Consider the following 15,496-nt stretch of genomic DNA (forward strand, 5'->3'; position numbering starts at 1 on the left):
TCTGCGCGGCGCGTACGACTCGGCCCTCGCGCGCCTGTCGACCGATACCACGCTGTCGTCGATCGACCGGCTGATGGCGCTGCACGGCCGCGTGCTGCTCGCGCGCGGCGATGCACGCAAGGGCGCACCGCTGGCCGCGCCGGCGCTGGCCGACACGGCGCGCAAGCAGATCGCCGCGTCGGTGCAGGGTGCCGCGAATGCATACGAGCGGCAGGCGCTCGTCAGCGAAGGTGCGGACACGCTGACCGACGCGGGGCTGTACGACGAGTCGGATGCGTTGCTGAAGACCGAGCTGACGCGTTCGTCCACGCCGTACTACTTCATGTCCGGGCTGGCTGCGAATGCGAAGGCGCGCGGCGACAAGGCCGCGGCGCTCGACTGGTACCGCAAGGCATATGACTCGGCGAGCGGGCCGGCGACGAAGCTGCGCTGGGGCGCGACCTACTTTGCGAATGCGGTCCAGCTGGCGCCGGACGATTCGGCGCGCATCGAAGGGATTGCCGCGAGCGTGCTCGCGCAGGCCGACAAGACGCGGGACGCGTTCTATGGCGCGAACCTGCGCGCGCTGACCAAGGTCGTCACGCAGTTGAATCGCTGGCGCGGCAGCGGTGCACATGATGCGTCGGTCAAATCGATCGCGAAGCAGTTCGACGGCATCTGTGGGAAACTGCCCGCCGGCGATCCGCAGGCAAGCGCCTGCGCGCGTCTGATCCAGCCGGTCAAGGCATAGATCCGGTGGCACTGCGTGGGCTTTCGGGATGCCTTCCGGCGCTTTTCCCGATACCCACGAGGCCACCGACACCATGCCCCACCTGACGCTCGAATATTCCGCGAACCTCGACGGGTTCGACGCCGGCGCGACCCTGCGCGCGCTCAATGCCGCGCTTGTCGCGTCCGGCCATTTCGACGAGCTCGACATCAAGAGCCGCGCGCTGCGGTTCGATACATTCGCGGTCGGCACGTCGCCGGCGTCGCGCGCGTTCGTCCACGCGAAGCTCGCGGTGCTGAGCGGCCGGACGACCGACGTCAAGCGCGAATTCTCGGAGCAGGTGCTGGCGGAGTTGAAGCGGCACGTCGTCGCGCCGCCCGGCACGCACCTGCAGCTGTGCGCGGAAATACTGGAGCTGGAACGCGAGTCCTACGCGAAAGCGAGCATCGAGCCGCGCTGACCGCGCGGTGCGGCGCGCGCTGCGCGGGCCGGGAACGTGGCGCTGACGCGCACACAGCCGGCGGATTCGAAACCGGATTATTGGCCCGGGGAGTACGCGCCGCGATTGCCGTAACCGGCGCCCGAGCCCCGCGGCGCACCCTGCTGCCGGGCGATCTTTGCCTCGGCGGCCTGAATGCTGGCCGGGTAGAACCAGTCGCTCGGCTGGAAGCCGGCCTTTCTCAATGCAACCACTTCAGAATGAACTTCGGCGCGCGTAAGCGGCTGGGTGGCTTGCGCCTGCGCGGCGAGGGGAGCGGCGAAGGCGGCCGCGAGGGCGATGGTGCGGATCAGCGGGTTCATGAACGGATACCTCCAGGTTTGCGACGGTGCCGATCGCATACGGTGACCGTCGAAAGCAGTGTAGGCCTCGCCCGACGCGCGAAAAATGCCGCTGCGACCAACGTAGTGTTCTGCTGTGGACAACAATGAGTGAGCCGGCGAGAGCGCCCGGGCGGCGTGCGGCAAAAAGGGGGAGGAGCGGAGGAGAAGCCGGCCGCATCGACGCGGCCGGTGGGCAGCGGCCCGGAGACGGGCCGCCGAGGGGCTGTTAGACGAGCCCCGTCGTGTAGTACACGGCGATCACGAAGAACACGGCGAGCGTCTTGATGATCGTGACCGCGAAGATGTCGCGATACGACTCGCGGTGCGTGAGGCCCGTAACCGCGAGCAGCGTGATCACCGCGCCGTTGTGCGGCAGCGTGTCCATGCCGCCGCTCGCCATCGCGACGACCCGGTGCAGCACGTCCAGCGGGATATTCGCGGCTTGCGCACCCTTGATGAACAGATCCGACATCGCGGCGAGCGCGATGCTCATGCCGCCCGATGCCGAGCCCGTGATACCGGCGAGCGAGCTGACCGACACGGCCGCGTTGACGAGCGGGTTCGGAATGCTCTTCAGTGCATCGCTGACGACGAGGAAGCCCGGCAGCGCGGCGATCACGCCGCCGAAGCCGTATTCCGACGCGGTGTTCATCGCGGCGAGCAGCGCACCGGCGACGGCGGCCTTCGAACCGGTTGCGAAACGGCCGCTCACGCGCTTGAACGCGGTCAGGATGACCAGCACGATACCGAGCAGCAGCGCGGCCTCGACCGACCAGATCGCGACGACCGTCTTGATCGACGTCGTGACCGGTGCGTGCACGCCAGGCAGCACTTCCGGCGCGACCGTGTACGACGCGGCGCCGTACCACTGCGGAATCAGCTTCGTGAACGCGAAGTTCGACACGCCGACGAGGATCAGCGGCAGGATCGCGAGCGCGGGATGCGGCAGCGACGTGGTCTCGACGCGCTCCGGCTCGTTGACGAGCGACGTGCCGTAGCCTTCACCCTTCGCCATCGCCGTACGGCGGCGCCATTCGAGATACGTGAGGCCGACGACGATGATGAACAGCGAGCCGATCGTGCCGAGCGCCGGCGCGGCCCAGGCGGTCGTCTTGAAGAACGTGGTCGGGATGATGTTCTGGATCTGCGGCGTACCGGGCAGCGAATCCATCGTGAACGAGAACGCGCCGAGCGCGATCGCACCGGGCATCAGCCGTTTCGGGATGTTGCTCTGGCGATAGAGTTCGGCCGCGAACGGATAGACCGCGAACACCACGACGAACAGCGACACGCCGCCGTAGGTGAGCAGCGCGCACACCGCGACGATCACCGCATTCGCGCGTGAACGGCCGATGTAGCGGATCGCCGCATGGACGATCGATTCGGAGAACCCGGAGAGTTCGATCACCTTGCCGAACACTGCGCCGAGCATGAACACCGGGAAATACAGTTTGACGAAGCCGACCATCTTCTCCATGAAGATGCCGGAGAAGACCGGTGCGACGGCGGCGGGTTCGGTCAGGAGCACCGCGCCGAGCGCGGCGATCGGCGCGAACAGGATCACGCTGTAGCCGCGATACGCGGCAAACATCAGGAACGCCAGCGCGGCGAGGACGATCACGAAAGACAAGGGGAGTCTCCTAATGGCTTTGGTTGTTGTTCGATCGCGCGACGCGCCGCGGACCGGCTCAGGTTCGTGCAGGTTTCGTGCCATCGGCCGCATTGCACCGCCGGACGTGGGTCCGCCGGAGACCGGCGGGCCCGCGCCGGTCGTTGTCTGAGGATTCTACATAAAACGTCTCGATCTGGAGACGAAATGGCCGTCCGGCCAGCCCGTGGAAGCGGGCAGGGCTTTCCCGGACAACGCATTGCGGCGTGTCTCCAGAGTGAGATAATCCGTCTCGTTCCGGAGACAACCGGTCGAAAATACACGGAGACGAAGACACGATGATGAACGACTGGGCGCGCCTGCCCGTCAACTACGGCGACGTGCTGCGGCGCGCCGCCGAGTCGCTGTTCCGGACCTTCGAGGATTCGAGCGCGGGCACGGTGGTCGTCGATCGCGATGCGCGCGTCGTGTGGATGAACGAGCGGTACGCGGCGCGCTTCGGTTTCGCCGATCCGCAGCAGGCCGTCGGCCTCGACTGCGAGGCCGTGATCCCGAACAGCCTGATGCGCGAGGTCGTGTCGACCGGGCAGCCGATCCTGCTCGACATCATGGAGACGGGCCGCGAGCCGCTCGTCGTCACGCGCCTGCCGCTGAAGAACGAGGCCGGCGAGACGGTGGGCGCGATCGGCTTCGCGCTGTTCGACCAGTTGAAGACGCTCACGCCGATCTTTTCCCGCTATGCACAGCTTCAGCAGCAGCTGATCGCGACGCAGCGTTCGCTCGCGCAGGCGCGCCGCGCGAAATACACGTTCGCGAGCTTCGTCGGCACGAGCGCCGCGAGCCTCGAAACCAAGCGCCAGGCGCGCCGCGCCGCGCAGGTCGATTCGCCGGTGCTGCTGCTCGGCGAGACGGGCACCGGCAAGGAACTGCTCGCGCATGCGATTCACGCGGCGTCCGCGCGTGCGCTCCAGCCGCTCGTGACCGTCAACGTCGCCGCGATTCCCGACACGCTGCTCGAAACCGAATTCTTCGGCGCGGCACCCGGCGCATACACGGGCGCCGATCGCAAAGGGCGCGTCGGCAAGTTCGAGCTGGCCGATCGCGGCACGCTGTTTCTCGACGAGATCGGCGACATGCCGTTGCCGCTGCAGGGCAAGCTGCTGCGCGTGCTGCAGGACAAGGAATTCGAGCCGGTCGGCTCGAACCGGATCGTGCGCGCGGACGTCCGGATCATCGCGGCCACGAGCGCCGACCTGCCGGCGCTGGTCGCGGCCGGGCGTTTTCGCGCGGATCTCTATTACCGGCTGAACGTGCTGACGATCCACGCGCCGCCGCTGCGCGAGCGCGCGTCCGACATCGCGGCGCTCGTCTATGCAACGCTCGAGGAGCTGGCTGCGCAGCACGGACGCGCCGCCCATTGCGAGCTGACCGACGATGCGCTGCGGATGCTGTGTGCGTATCCGTGGCCGGGCAACGTGCGCGAGTTGCGCAATACGCTCGAACGCGCGCTGATGCTGTCGGACCGGTCGGTGATCGATGCGCGTGCGCTCGCGCCGTTCCTTGGGCCGGTGCGCGTATCGACGGACGGTGCGGCGCCGGCGCAGCCGCTGGCCGTGGCGCCGGTCGAACGGCGCGCGGGCGAGGTGCCCGCTGCGTCGACCGCTTCGTATGCCGATGCATTGGCGGCGTGGGAGCGCCAGTTCCTGACCGATGCGCTGGCGGCCTGCGACGGGAAGGTGGTGGAAGCGGCCGCGCGCATCGGGATCGGCCGCGCGACGCTGTACAAGAAACTGGCGGCGCTGGGCATCGACCGGTAAGCCGAACGGCCAAGCCGACGCGCTCGGACGTGAAGCATCGAACAGGAGATCACGATGAAACGGATCGGCATCGCAGGGTGGCTGACCCTGCTGCTGGCAACCTCTGCGTTCGCGCAGTCCGGCGACACCGATGCGCCTGAGGCGCGGCGCAACTGGTACAACGATCCGTTCGTCGCGCTGTCGCGTGACGTGGCCGAATGCCCGTTGCCGCTCGGCCCGTGGATGACCCGGGCCGAGATGACGGACGACGCGCATTACCGCGCCGAACGCGGCACCACCTGCTGGCTCGCGCATCGCTGCACGAAGCCGAATTCGTATATGTATGACGCACCGATCGCCGACGCCGTGAAGGCGCACTTCGCCGGCTCCGATCGGCTGCATGGCACGAGCCTGTGGATCACCGTGCAGCGACGTTTCATTTACGTCGAAGGATGTGCCGACACGGCGTTCGATCAGCAGGCGTTGCAGCGCGAACTCGAGGCGCTTCCCGACGTCGAGCAGGTGTTCGTTCGCATCACCGACGATCCACGCAAGCGCTTGCCGTACAAGGCGCGCGGGCAACCGGGCCGTACGCCGAACTGACGGCCGAAGGGCCGCGCATGGCATACTCGCGACATTCAAAAAAAGGTTGACGGGAAGAACAATGAAACACATGCTTGCGTCGGTCTGTCGGTGGCCTCGGGCGGCCGTTGTTTTGGCTCTGGTTGCAGGGCTCGGCGGGTGTGGCGGCAGCGCGCCGCTGTTCACTTCGGACGGGCGTCCGACTACCCAGGTGCAATGCACCGGCAGCGACTGGAGCAATTGCACGGACAACGCCCGGGCGATCTGCAACGGCGATTTCGAAGTGCTTCAGCAATCGAGCGATGACGCCACGCGAAATCTTCTCTTCGCGTGCAAGAAGAAGAGCGGTTATTGATCCCGAGATAACCGGCTGAGGCGGCCACGATCGGGCGAAGTGTTTTTCTGTTGGCTGAGAGTCATCTATTTTTCACGAATAACACTCACGGAGTCCCATCCATATGGCGACCTACAGGCAACTGACCGCACAGCTCGAACGGCTTCAGCAAAAGATCGACAAGGAACGCGAGAAGGCGATTGCCGATGCGATTGCCGATATCCGCGCGAAAATCGAGGAATACGACATTACGCCGGAAGAGCTCGGGTTTCGTCCGGTAGGCGCGGCCACTGCCACAGCAAAGCCGAAGCGTGCGTCGCCGCCGAAATACCTGAACCCGAAAACGGGCGAAACGTGGAGTGGCCGTGGGCGCTCGCCGACGTGGCTCGGCAAGAACCGCGCACGTTTCCTGATCAAGGACTGACTCCCGAAAAACCTCACCTTTCGCGTACTGACTGACGGTGCGAACGGCCATGCGGCCGTCGCACCGTTTTGTTTTTGTGCATTCCCGGCGCGATTCCCGTCGGCGCATTGAACTGCGACGCTGCGCAATCAACGGATCCCGTTTTGCGAATTCGCTGCGATTCGACGGCATATCGCGGCGAATTCCGGTAAACAGCCGTGCAATTGCGCAGCACATGCGCATTGGCCTGCGCCATTCTCGTGGTGCACGCGTGCTGCGAATTCCGATCACCTTTCGCGTGTTTGCGCGGGGCGCCGTGCAATTCCCGAAGAGTCTCACCATAGCTCCTGTAAATCCTCACCTTTGACGAAGCGGACGCAGCGTCGCGCTGCACGCCTGCACCGTGTGCGCCGAGCGAATGTGCTTGGCCGGCGCGTGGTGATGGCTTCCGCACTCGTGTTGCAGATCCATGGTGCGAGCGTTGACGTGGGTCGAATAGTCGGCCGTTCGGCATATAGGCAGCCGCATGCGCTTCGCCTATGCTTTGGGTTCGCGTCGATCGGCGTATGGCCTCTCCGTGCCGCATGCCGATCGGGTCGTCTTTCGTTACCGCAGGGAGCCGATGTGACCGTTCGCCATCTCGATGCGTTGTTCCAGCCCAAGTCCGTTGCGGTCGTCGGTGCGTCGTCGCGCGCGGGCAGTATCGGCGCGATGGTGTGGTCGCGCGTGCTCGACGGCGCGTTCGAGGGGCCCGTGTGGCCCGTCAATCCGAAGTATCGCGACCTGCACGGGCATCCGGTCGTGGCCGATGTCGACCGGTTGCCCGCGCCGCCGTCGGTGGCCGTGATCTGCACGCCGCCGGCCACCTGGGCCGGCATCGTACGCAAGCTCGGCGAGCTCGGCACGCGCGTCGCGGTGATCGTCGGCGAGGCGCGCACGGACGCCGATCGCGCCGCGCTCGATCGCACGCTGAAGGCGGCGAAGCCGTTCGTGCTCCGTATCGTCGGGCCGGGCAGCCTCGGCGTGCTGTCGCCTGCACGGCATGCGCATTTCGGCGCGCCGGCCTACACGGCGCGATCGGGCGGCGTCGCGTGGGTGTCGCAATCGAATGCGCTGACGAACGCGGTGCTCGGCTGGGCCGATGCACGGGGCCTCGGCTTTTCGCATGTCGTCGCGCTCGGCGGCGAGTCCGACGTCGATGCGGGTGACGTGCTCGACTATCTCGCGAGCGATCCCGGCACGCGCGCGATCCTGCTCGAACTCGACACCGTGCGCGCCGCGCGCAAGTTCATGTCGGCCGCGCGCGCGGCTGCGCGCAACAAGCCGGTGCTCGCGTTGCGCACCGGTCGCGCGGATCCCGGCGACGCGCTCTATACGGCGGCGTTCCAGCGCGCGGGGATGGTGCGTGTGGATGCGCTCGACGATCTGCTCGACGAGATCGAGACACTCGGTGTCGGCCGCGTCACGGCGCGCGGCGCGGCCACGCTCGTGACGAGCGATGCGGGCGTCGCGAAACTCGCGGTCGATGCGGTGGCCGAGGTGCGCGACGTGCTGGCCGACTGGTCGCCCGCGGCCACGTCGGCGGTGTCGGCCGCGCTGCCGCATCTCGCCTCGCCCGGCAATCCGCTGACGCTGGGCGACGATGCGCGTCCCGAGCATTTTGCCGCGGCGGTCAAGGCGCTCGCGCCGTTTCCGCAAACGGGCACGCTGTTCGTCGTCCATTCGACTTCCCACAGCGCGCCGGCCGACGCGGTTGCGCACACGCTGATCGAATCACGGCAGTACGCGCATCGCGGCATCCTCGCGTGTTTCTTCGGCGCGGTCGACGCGGCGACGCGCGATGCGCTGCACGCGAACGGCATTCCCGTGCACACCACGCCGCAGCGGCTCGCGCGTGCGTATGCGCGTCTCGTCGACTACAACCTCGGGCGGCAACTGCTGATGCAAACGCCCGAGGGTACGCCGCCGCAGCCGGCCGAGTGCGTTGCATCCGCGCAGGCCGACGCGCGCCGGATGGTCGAAACCGGTCAGCATGAGCTGGCCGGCGAAGCCGCGCTGCACTGGCTGTCCCGTTTCGGCCTGCAGGGCGAGCCGGTCGTCGAGCCGGCCGGGAGGAAAGTCGTCGATGTCACCGTCGACATGTATGACGATTCGAACTTCGGCCCGGTGTTTCGCTATGCCGTGCCGCCCGCGGACGGTGTATCGGCGCCGTTCGTCGTCTATGGCCTGCCGCCGCTGAACACCGTGCTCGCCCGCGCGGTGATGGAGCGCTCGCCTTATGCGCGCAGCACGCCCATCGAACCGACGCTCGACGCGTTGACGGCGCTGTCGCAAGTCGTCTGCGACGTGCGCGAAGTCGTGGCGATGTCGGTCACGCTGCGCGTGCTGCCCGACCGCGCGCACGTGATCGCACCGCGCATCACGCTCGCAGCGGGGCGCAGCCGGCTCGCGATCATGCCGTATCCGCGCCACCTCGAGCAGACGCTCGAGTGGCGCGGCGAGACGGTGACGATCCGCCCGATCCGTCCGGAAGACGAGGCCGCGCACAACGAACTGCTCGGCGCGATGACACCGGACGATCTGCGGATGCGTTTCTTCGGCGCGGTGCGCAGCTTCGATCATTCGCAGGTCGCGCGCATGACGCAGATCGACTACGACCGTGAGATGGCGTTCATCGTGTCGTTCACCGATGTGTCGGGGCGCGACCACACGCTCGCGGTGGCGCGCGCGGTGGCCGATCCCGACAACGAGACGGCGGAGTTCGCGATCGCGGTACGACCCGATCAGAAGGGCAAGGGGCTCGGCCGGCTGATGATGACGCGGATCATCGACTACGCGCGGTCGCGCGGAACCGCATGGATGATCGGCGAGGCGCTGCGCGAGAACTCGGCGATGATCTCGCTGGCGAAGGCGTGCGGGTTTGCCGTGTCGACGACAGAGGAGCCGGGCGTCGTCGGCTTCAGGATGAAGCTGCAGCCGTAGCGTGTGTCGGCGGCCCAACGCGCGGATGCATCACATGCAATGGATGTCTCCGGCCTGCCTGCGCGTTGCGGATGTTCCCATTCAGGGATGCAGAGCGTCCGAACCTGTCTCGCGAGCGAAGCCACCGCGAACGTGTCGGCGCCTGTTCGCAACGGAAATATCGACGCGCAAATGGTACCGGTCAGGCACCGCGCGACGCGTACCGCTTGCCGCGATTTCCGTTCCGCGTCGCCGTTTTCAGCAAGGTATCCGCGCGCATTTACCGCCGCATTCCACCCTCGAAAATTCGAACTTGCCCAAAAGGTGAGATTTTTCGGGAGCCGCGGGTGAGCTTCTCCGGGAAGGTGGTGGTGAGCCGATACGGGAGCGCTCGGTGAGCCTTCCCGGGAGTGGCCGGTGAGACTCTGCGGGAACGGCCGGTGAGCGTCTCCGGGAGGCGTGGGTGAGCCTTTCCGGGGCGTGTCGGTGAGGGTCTGCGGGAGGTGTCGGTGAGGACATCCGGGAGGCTTCGGTGAGGGTCTCCAGGAGCCTGGGTGAGCTTTTTCGGGAGGCGCAGGTGAGCGCTTGCGGGACGCCAAGGTGAGACTTTTCGGGAGCACCCGGACGCACGGCTCCCGCAAGCGCAGCGCCGGCCTGGGCCGGCGTCACGCAGGGTGCGGGCACGCATGAACCGTGCCCGTGGCTACGTTCAGGCGGCGAGTTTCAACGCCGCGTCGTTCACCTGGTCGCGCGAAATCGCGAGTTCCTCGAGGTGCGGATCGGCATAGACCGCGCCGGTTTCGCGCTCGAGACGGGCGATCGTCAGTGCACAGCGCGCGGTGTCCTTCGGCATCGCGATGAAGCGCTTGACCGATTCGCCGGACGTGAACGCTTCGAACAGCGCGCCGCGCACGTCGTCCGGAAGCGTCTTGGTCCACTGGTACGGCTTGCCGTTGAACGTGATCGACGGCGGCAGCGTGCGTTCCTTCTTGGTCGCCGTGATGAGCCCGTAGGTGCGGGCTGCGTCGCCGATCTGTTCGGGCGAGAAGAGTTCGTCGGGCGTGATGTCGAACTGCTCGATGTAGCTCTCGATCGCCTGCATTGCAGCGGTACGATCGTCGCGCTTCTTCTGCGCGCGCGCGACGATATCGCGCAGCTCGTCCGCCTCTTCAGGCGTGATCGTGAAGCTTGCCTGCTTCTGCTGAAGTTCGGAGAAACGCTGGAATTCTTGATCGTTCAGAAGTTTGGCCATGACATCCATCGGACACGACGGCCGCGACAACCGGCCGCCGTAGTTTTTGAGAGGGCCGCTATTTTAGCGTAGCGCCGTGTGCGCACGATATGGCACCGTGTGCCGCGCTCCGCAGTGGGGTGGTGCGCGACCGGGCGCGACGCGATTGCGCCGCCCCCGGTGCGCTCCGCCGAGCCTGCGCGTCAGCAGGTCTCGTCGCGGCACATCGACAGATTGGCGGCCGTGTCGCGCAATCCTTCGACAACCTTGTCGACGGACGGCGCCGTGTGCGCATCGATCCTGCGCATGTACGGGCAGGTCAGCACCGCGATCGCATGGCCGGACGGCCCGAGGATCGGCGCGGTCAGGTCGGTCACGCCGTATGCCTGGCGGCTGTCCTGGCGCAGGTAACCGTCCTGCCGGATGGACTGGCACGCATACGCGAGTTCCTGCTCGTTCAGCGGCCCTTCGCCCTTGACCTTGCGGTGCTCGGCGAGCATGTGCGCGCGCTGCTCGGCGCCCTGGAACGACAGCATCACGCGTCCCGACGCCGTATCGGCGAGCCCGACGCGCGAGCCGAGCCGGACCGATACGCCCCACGGGCCGGGCCCGTCGACCTGCGCGATCACGAGCAGGTTGCCGCGATCGTAGACGGACAGGTGGCACGATTGTTCGGAGGAGTCGGCGAAACGCTGCATCGGCGGCAAGGCCTCGGCGATCAGCCGGCTCATCGGTGGATGCCGGTGCGCGAGCGAGAACAGCTTGAGGCTGAGCGTGTAGCGGTCGCCGCCGGTCGAGCGCATCACGTAGCGGCGCGCGACGAGGCGTTCGAGCATCCGGTAGATCTCGCTCGCGTTACGGCCGAGTTCCTTCGTGATTTCGGTACGGGTGAGGCCTTCTTTCTGCTCCGACAGGAGTTCGAGAATGTCGAGACCCTTGTCGAGCGCGGGTGCGCGATAGCGGTCGATTGCGCCCATCGATTCCCGTGCGTCGCAGCCGGGAAGCAGGTCGTTGGTTGTTTGCATTGTCGGTGTGAAGTTGGGGGGATTACTTTCGATCGATTGGCGACGCACGCTGGCCGATTCTGCAACACGCATGTGTCGAGCCCGCATGTGGCGACGAACGCCATCCGTTTGAGCTTAACAACAAACATTTAGTGTGCAATGCAGCGTCTTTTTACCGATCGTTACCGGACAAGAACGGATCGATTCCGTTTCGGGATGACAGGGAAGCCCCGAATACCCGGTATTCATGACAGGTGGCACCGGTTCAAGGTGTCCGAAAGGAAATCGGGCGACGGCGTTGCCCGCGATGCTGCGCCGCAGCGTCCGCAGGCGCACCAATAGTCGGTATCCGTCGCGCGTCATTTCACGGCGCGCGGCCGATGGTACAAAGGCTAGCGGGCCAACGACGGTGTGGCCGCGCGTGAAGCCGGCCGGTACGGGCCGGACCATGTCGCGGGTGCCGGGCCGTCGTCGCCGATGCGCAGACCGGCGGCCGCCCGTTCGATGCGCGCCGTACTTCCGTGCGGCGCCACGATCGCTGCGCCCGCGCGACCCTCGCGCGTCGACGGCATGCCGGATACGGCGCCGACGCGCGCAATCGACGATCGACAATCAGTCCGGCGCGCGGCCACTGAAGGCCGAGTCGGCCGGTATCCTGTCCCATTCGACAACAGAGGTTGACCACGATGAAACTGCTTCGCTATGGCCCGTCCGGCCAGGAAAAGCCCGGTATTCTCGACGCGGACGGCCGGATTCGCGACCTGTCCGCGCATGTGCCGGACTTGTCCGGCGATGTGCTGTCCGACGCGGGTCTCGCGCGGCTGCGCGCGATCGATCCGGCCACGCTGCCGCTCGTGTCGGGCGAGCCGCGCATCGGCGCGTGCGTCGGGCATGTCGGCAAATTCATCGGCATCGGCCTGAACTACGCCGATCACGCGGCCGAAGCCGGCATGCCGGTGCCGAAGGAGCCGGTCGTGTTCGGCAAATGGACGAGCTCGATCTGCGGCCCGAACGACGGCATCGACATCCCGAAGGGCTCGGTCAAGACCGACTGGGAAGTCGAGCTAGGCGTCGTGATCGGTGCAACCTGCAAGGACGTCGACGAAGCGCGCGCGCTCGATTACGTCGCGGGCTACTGCGTCGTCAACGACGTGTCCGAGCGCGAATGGCAGATCGAGCGCGGCGGCCAGTGGGACAAGGGCAAGGGCTTCGACACGTTCGGCCCGATCGGTCCGTGGCTCGTCACGCGCGACGAGGTGCCCGATCCGCAGCGTCTCGACCTGTGGCTCGAAATCGACGGCCAGCGTTTTCAGAACGGCAACACGCGCACGATGGTGTTCACCGTCGCACAGCTGATCGCCTATCTGTCGAGCTGCATGACGCTGCAGCCGGGCGACGTGATCACGACCGGCACGCCGCCGGGCGTCGGCATGGGCATCAAGCCGTCGCCGGTGTTCCTGAAGGCCGGCCAGATGGTGCGCCTCGGTGTCGAAGGACTCGGCGAGCAACTGCAGCACACGCGCGACGCGCGATAACCGCGCACCCGGCGATCCCGTCGAACGACCGCCGCCGGCGGACGTCGGGCGCCGGATACCGATGATTCAAAGACAAGGGCCCGATTCCGCATGGCGCGGAATCGGGCCCTTGGCATTGGTACGCGAGCTGGATCAGACGACGTTGTCGAGTTCGCAATGCGCTTCCAGTCGATACCCGTCGGGATCGACGACGAACGCTGCGTAGTAGCCGGGGCCGTAGTGTTCGCGCTTGCCGGGCCCGCCGTTGTCCTGGCCGCCGTGCTCGAGTGCGGCACGGTAGAACGCGTCGACTTCGACGGGCGAAGCAGCCTTGAACGACAGGTGCATCCCCGAGTCGGGATCGGGGGCGACGGGGCGAGCCGCATATTGCAACCAAAGCTGCGGCTCGGTTGCGCCGTACCCGATGGATTCGTCGTCGCTATACAGCCGTTTGTAGCCGAGTGCGCCGAGCGTGCTGTCGTAGAACGCGCGGCTGCGGCCGACGTGTGCAACGCCGAACGAAAGGTGATCGATCATCTGCTGTCTCCTTTGACTGAGGGGGAATTTCAGTGCAGCAACGTTGTTTTAACCACCATGCTGGTTATGTTAGAAAGCGTCCGCGGGCTTGTCAACCGGCATGGTGGTTAGATACGATCCGGGCATGAGCGATACGCAACCTTCCGTCACGATGGACTGCCTGATCCCGACGCCACCCGAAACCCTGAGCATCGATTTCGCGAACACGCTGTACTGGCGCGGCAGCGATCCGCCGACGGAAACCTTCGGCACGATGGACGACCTGCTGTCATGGTGTCGCGACCAGGCTGGCGTGCCGGCCAGTCTGGCGAAAGCGTGCCGCGCGCTTGGTGAAGAGGCGGGGGAGCCGGCGATGCTGGCGCGCGCGCTCGCATTGCGCGAGGCGCTGTATCGGCTCTTTCATGCGCAGGCCGAGCAGCGCGAGCCGCAGGCAGACGATCTCGCATTGCTCGGGGGCTTCCTGGCGGAAGCGGCGCCGCGCGTCGCGCTGGCGCGCATCGATGGCGGCTATGCGTGGCGGATCGGGGAGGGGCGTGCGACGCTGGCCGGGCTGCTGAGCCCGGTACTGTGGTCGGCGATCGACCTGCTCGGCGGTGCGCGGCTCGCGAAGGTCAAGCGTTGCGCGAACGACGCGTGCCAATGGCTGTTCATCGACGACAGCAAGAACGGCAGCCGCCGCTGGTGTTCGATGTCGTCGTGCGGCAATCGTGCGAAGGCGTACCGCCACTATCACAAGGCCGACTGACGGTCGGCCCGTTCACTGCACGGCAGCCGCCCCTACTTCGCCGACAACTTCCGCCACAGCGTCGTCTTGCTGATGCCGAGCATCGCGCATGCGCGGTCGCGGTCGCCGCCGCATGCGTCGAGTACCGCGCGGATCTCGTCGGCTTCCGCGCGACGGCGGCGCGCTTGCAGTGTCTGTGCATCGTCGCTGTCGGCCGCGTCGGGTGGTGTCGCGAACAGCTCGGGGGCGATCGCCTGCAGCGCGTCGGGATCGAGCGCGCCGCACGCGGCGGCCGGATCGCTTTCGTCGGCTTCCTCGGCCAGCTCCACCGCGATCCGCTCGATCACGTTCTGCAGTTCGCGCACGTTGCCGGGCCACCGGTAGCGTGCGAGTGCCGCCTGCGTCACGCCGAGCACGCGTGCGGCATCGGTGGCGTCGCGCAGGCGTTCGACGAGGCGCGGTTCTCGCCGAGCGGCTTGTACTAGCAGCGTGGCCGCGAGCGCCGGGATGTCGGCGGCGCGCTCGCGCAGCGGCGGCAGGCCGACGTTCAGGATGTTGAGCCGGTAATAGAGATCCGCGCGGAACGTGCCGGCCTCGACGGCCGCGAGCAGCGGACGGTGCGTCGCGGCGATCACGCGCACGTCGATGCGGATCGGCTCGGTCGAACCGAGGCGGATCACTTCGCGCTCCTGCAGCACGCGCAGCAACCGGCTCTGCAGCGACGGCGGCATCTCGCCGATCTCGTCGAGAAACAGCGTGCCGCGGTGAGCGGCTTCGAACAGGCCGGTCTTGCCGCCGCGCCGCGCACCGGTGAACGCGCCTTCCTCATAGCCGAACAGCTCGCTTTCGAGCAGCGCTTCCGGAAATGCGCCGCAGTTGACCGCGACGAACGGGTAGCTGCGCCGCGCGGACAGCGCGTGCAGGCTTTGCGCGATCATTTCCTTGCCGGTGCCGCTTTCGCCGAGCACGAGCACGGTTGCGTCGGATTTCGCGTAGCGGCGCACGAGATCGCGCACGCGCGCCATCGGCGCCGATGCACCGACCACGTCGTCGAGCGCGTAGCGCGCCGCAAACTGCTGCGTGGTGGGCTGCGAACGCAGCGCGCGGTCGAGCCGTTCGACCGCACGCGATTCCTGGAACGTCAGCACGCTGCCCGACGTGACGCCGCGATCGACGAGCGGCCCGCGATGCACGACGTAGCGCACGCCACGCACGGGCGCGAGCGCGTCGCCATCCTCGCCGCGCAGCGTGCGCAGCTCGGGCCGCAGGT

14 protein-coding genes and 1 pseudogene are annotated in these 15,496 nt (G+C 67.0%); 9 read left to right on the forward strand and 6 right to left on the reverse strand.

Going from position 1 to position 15,496, the window contains the following annotated elements; translation table 11 throughout:
- Together G3N93_RS19230 and G3N93_RS19235 are read left to right on the forward strand one after the other, a co-directional pair.
- A pseudogene (locus G3N93_RS19230) lies at nucleotides 1–730 on the forward strand (thioredoxin family protein); the annotation flags it as partial.
- A 73-nt stretch (nucleotides 731–803) separates the two neighbouring features.
- Nucleotides 804–1,169, forward strand: a complete 366-nt coding sequence (locus tag G3N93_RS19235) for a 5-carboxymethyl-2-hydroxymuconate Delta-isomerase (RefSeq protein ID WP_174940669.1) — start codon at nucleotides 804–806, stop codon at nucleotides 1,167–1,169.
- Nucleotides 1,170–1,246: 77 nt separating this feature from the next.
- On the opposite strand, the gene G3N93_RS19240 is transcribed toward G3N93_RS19235, so the two are convergent.
- Together G3N93_RS19240 and G3N93_RS19245 are read right to left on the reverse strand one after the other, a co-directional pair.
- A complete protein-coding gene (locus tag G3N93_RS19240) occupies nucleotides 1,247–1,510 on the reverse strand; it encodes a DUF4148 domain-containing protein (protein ID WP_206133729.1) in 264 nt (87 codons plus the stop codon).
- Between the two features lie 247 nt (nucleotides 1,511–1,757).
- Nucleotides 1,758–3,161, reverse strand: a complete 1,404-nt coding sequence (locus tag G3N93_RS19245) for a GntP family permease (RefSeq protein ID WP_174940673.1) — start codon at nucleotides 3,159–3,161, stop codon at nucleotides 1,758–1,760.
- A 317-nt stretch (nucleotides 3,162–3,478) separates the two neighbouring features.
- Here G3N93_RS19245 and G3N93_RS19250 point away from each other — a divergent pair, with 317 nt between their 5' ends.
- The 5 genes from G3N93_RS19250 to G3N93_RS19270 all read left to right on the forward strand — a co-directional run bounded on the left by G3N93_RS19250 (nucleotide 3,479) and on the right by G3N93_RS19270 (nucleotide 9,237).
- Nucleotides 3,479–4,957 (forward strand): sigma-54-dependent Fis family transcriptional regulator, encoded by a 1,479-nt coding sequence (locus G3N93_RS19250; RefSeq protein ID WP_174940675.1) that lies wholly within the window; start codon nucleotides 3,479–3,481, stop codon nucleotides 4,955–4,957.
- A 54-nt stretch (nucleotides 4,958–5,011) separates the two neighbouring features.
- Nucleotides 5,012–5,539 (forward strand): BON domain-containing protein, encoded by a 528-nt coding sequence (locus G3N93_RS19255; protein ID WP_174940677.1) that lies wholly within the window; start codon nucleotides 5,012–5,014, stop codon nucleotides 5,537–5,539.
- Nucleotides 5,540–5,600: 61 nt separating this feature from the next.
- Entirely contained in the window at nucleotides 5,601–5,873 is a 273-nt protein-coding gene (locus tag G3N93_RS19260; protein ID WP_174940679.1) for a hypothetical protein, read from the forward strand.
- Nucleotides 5,874–5,976: 103 nt separating this feature from the next.
- Nucleotides 5,977–6,276: an H-NS family nucleoid-associated regulatory protein gene (locus G3N93_RS19265; RefSeq protein WP_174940680.1), complete on the forward strand. Its 300-nt coding sequence runs from the start codon at nucleotides 5,977–5,979 to the stop codon at nucleotides 6,274–6,276.
- 603 nt (nucleotides 6,277–6,879) lie between these two features.
- A complete protein-coding gene (locus G3N93_RS19270) occupies nucleotides 6,880–9,237 on the forward strand; it encodes a GNAT family N-acetyltransferase (RefSeq protein ID WP_174940683.1) in 2,358 nt (785 codons plus the stop codon).
- Between the two features lie 688 nt (nucleotides 9,238–9,925).
- Here G3N93_RS19270 and G3N93_RS19275 read toward each other — a convergent pair.
- Together G3N93_RS19275 and G3N93_RS19280 are read right to left on the reverse strand one after the other, a co-directional pair.
- Nucleotides 9,926–10,477, reverse strand: coding sequence for a hypothetical protein (locus G3N93_RS19275; RefSeq protein WP_174940685.1), 552 nt, complete (start codon nucleotides 10,475–10,477; stop codon nucleotides 9,926–9,928).
- A 173-nt stretch (nucleotides 10,478–10,650) separates the two neighbouring features.
- Nucleotides 10,651–11,472, reverse strand: a complete 822-nt coding sequence (locus G3N93_RS19280; protein WP_174940687.1) for an IclR family transcriptional regulator — start codon at nucleotides 11,470–11,472, stop codon at nucleotides 10,651–10,653.
- A gap of 665 nt (nucleotides 11,473–12,137) precedes the next feature.
- Between G3N93_RS19280 and G3N93_RS19285 the strand changes: the two genes are divergently transcribed.
- Nucleotides 12,138–12,986, forward strand: a complete 849-nt coding sequence (locus tag G3N93_RS19285) for an ureidoglycolate lyase (RefSeq protein WP_174945767.1) — start codon at nucleotides 12,138–12,140, stop codon at nucleotides 12,984–12,986.
- 132 nt (nucleotides 12,987–13,118) lie between these two features.
- Here G3N93_RS19285 and G3N93_RS19290 read toward each other — a convergent pair whose 3' ends face one another.
- Nucleotides 13,119–13,502 carry a VOC family protein gene (locus tag G3N93_RS19290; RefSeq protein WP_174940691.1) on the reverse strand — a complete coding sequence of 128 codons (384 nt, stop codon included), beginning with the start codon at nucleotides 13,500–13,502 and terminating at the stop codon, nucleotides 13,119–13,121.
- A 100-nt stretch (nucleotides 13,503–13,602) separates the two neighbouring features.
- On the opposite strand from G3N93_RS19290, the gene G3N93_RS19295 reads away from it, so the two are divergent.
- Entirely contained in the window at nucleotides 13,603–14,247 is a 645-nt protein-coding gene (locus G3N93_RS19295) for an ABATE domain-containing protein (RefSeq protein WP_206133730.1), read from the forward strand.
- A 32-nt stretch (nucleotides 14,248–14,279) separates the two neighbouring features.
- Here G3N93_RS19295 and G3N93_RS19300 read toward each other — a convergent pair.
- A partial coding sequence (locus tag G3N93_RS19300) for a sigma-54-dependent Fis family transcriptional regulator (protein WP_206133731.1) occupies nucleotides 14,280–15,496 on the reverse strand: 1,217 nt, incomplete at its 5' end.

This window comes from Burkholderia sp. Se-20378 (assembly GCF_017104665.1).
GTDB lineage: Bacteria > Pseudomonadota > Gammaproteobacteria > Burkholderiales > Burkholderiaceae > Burkholderia > Burkholderia lata.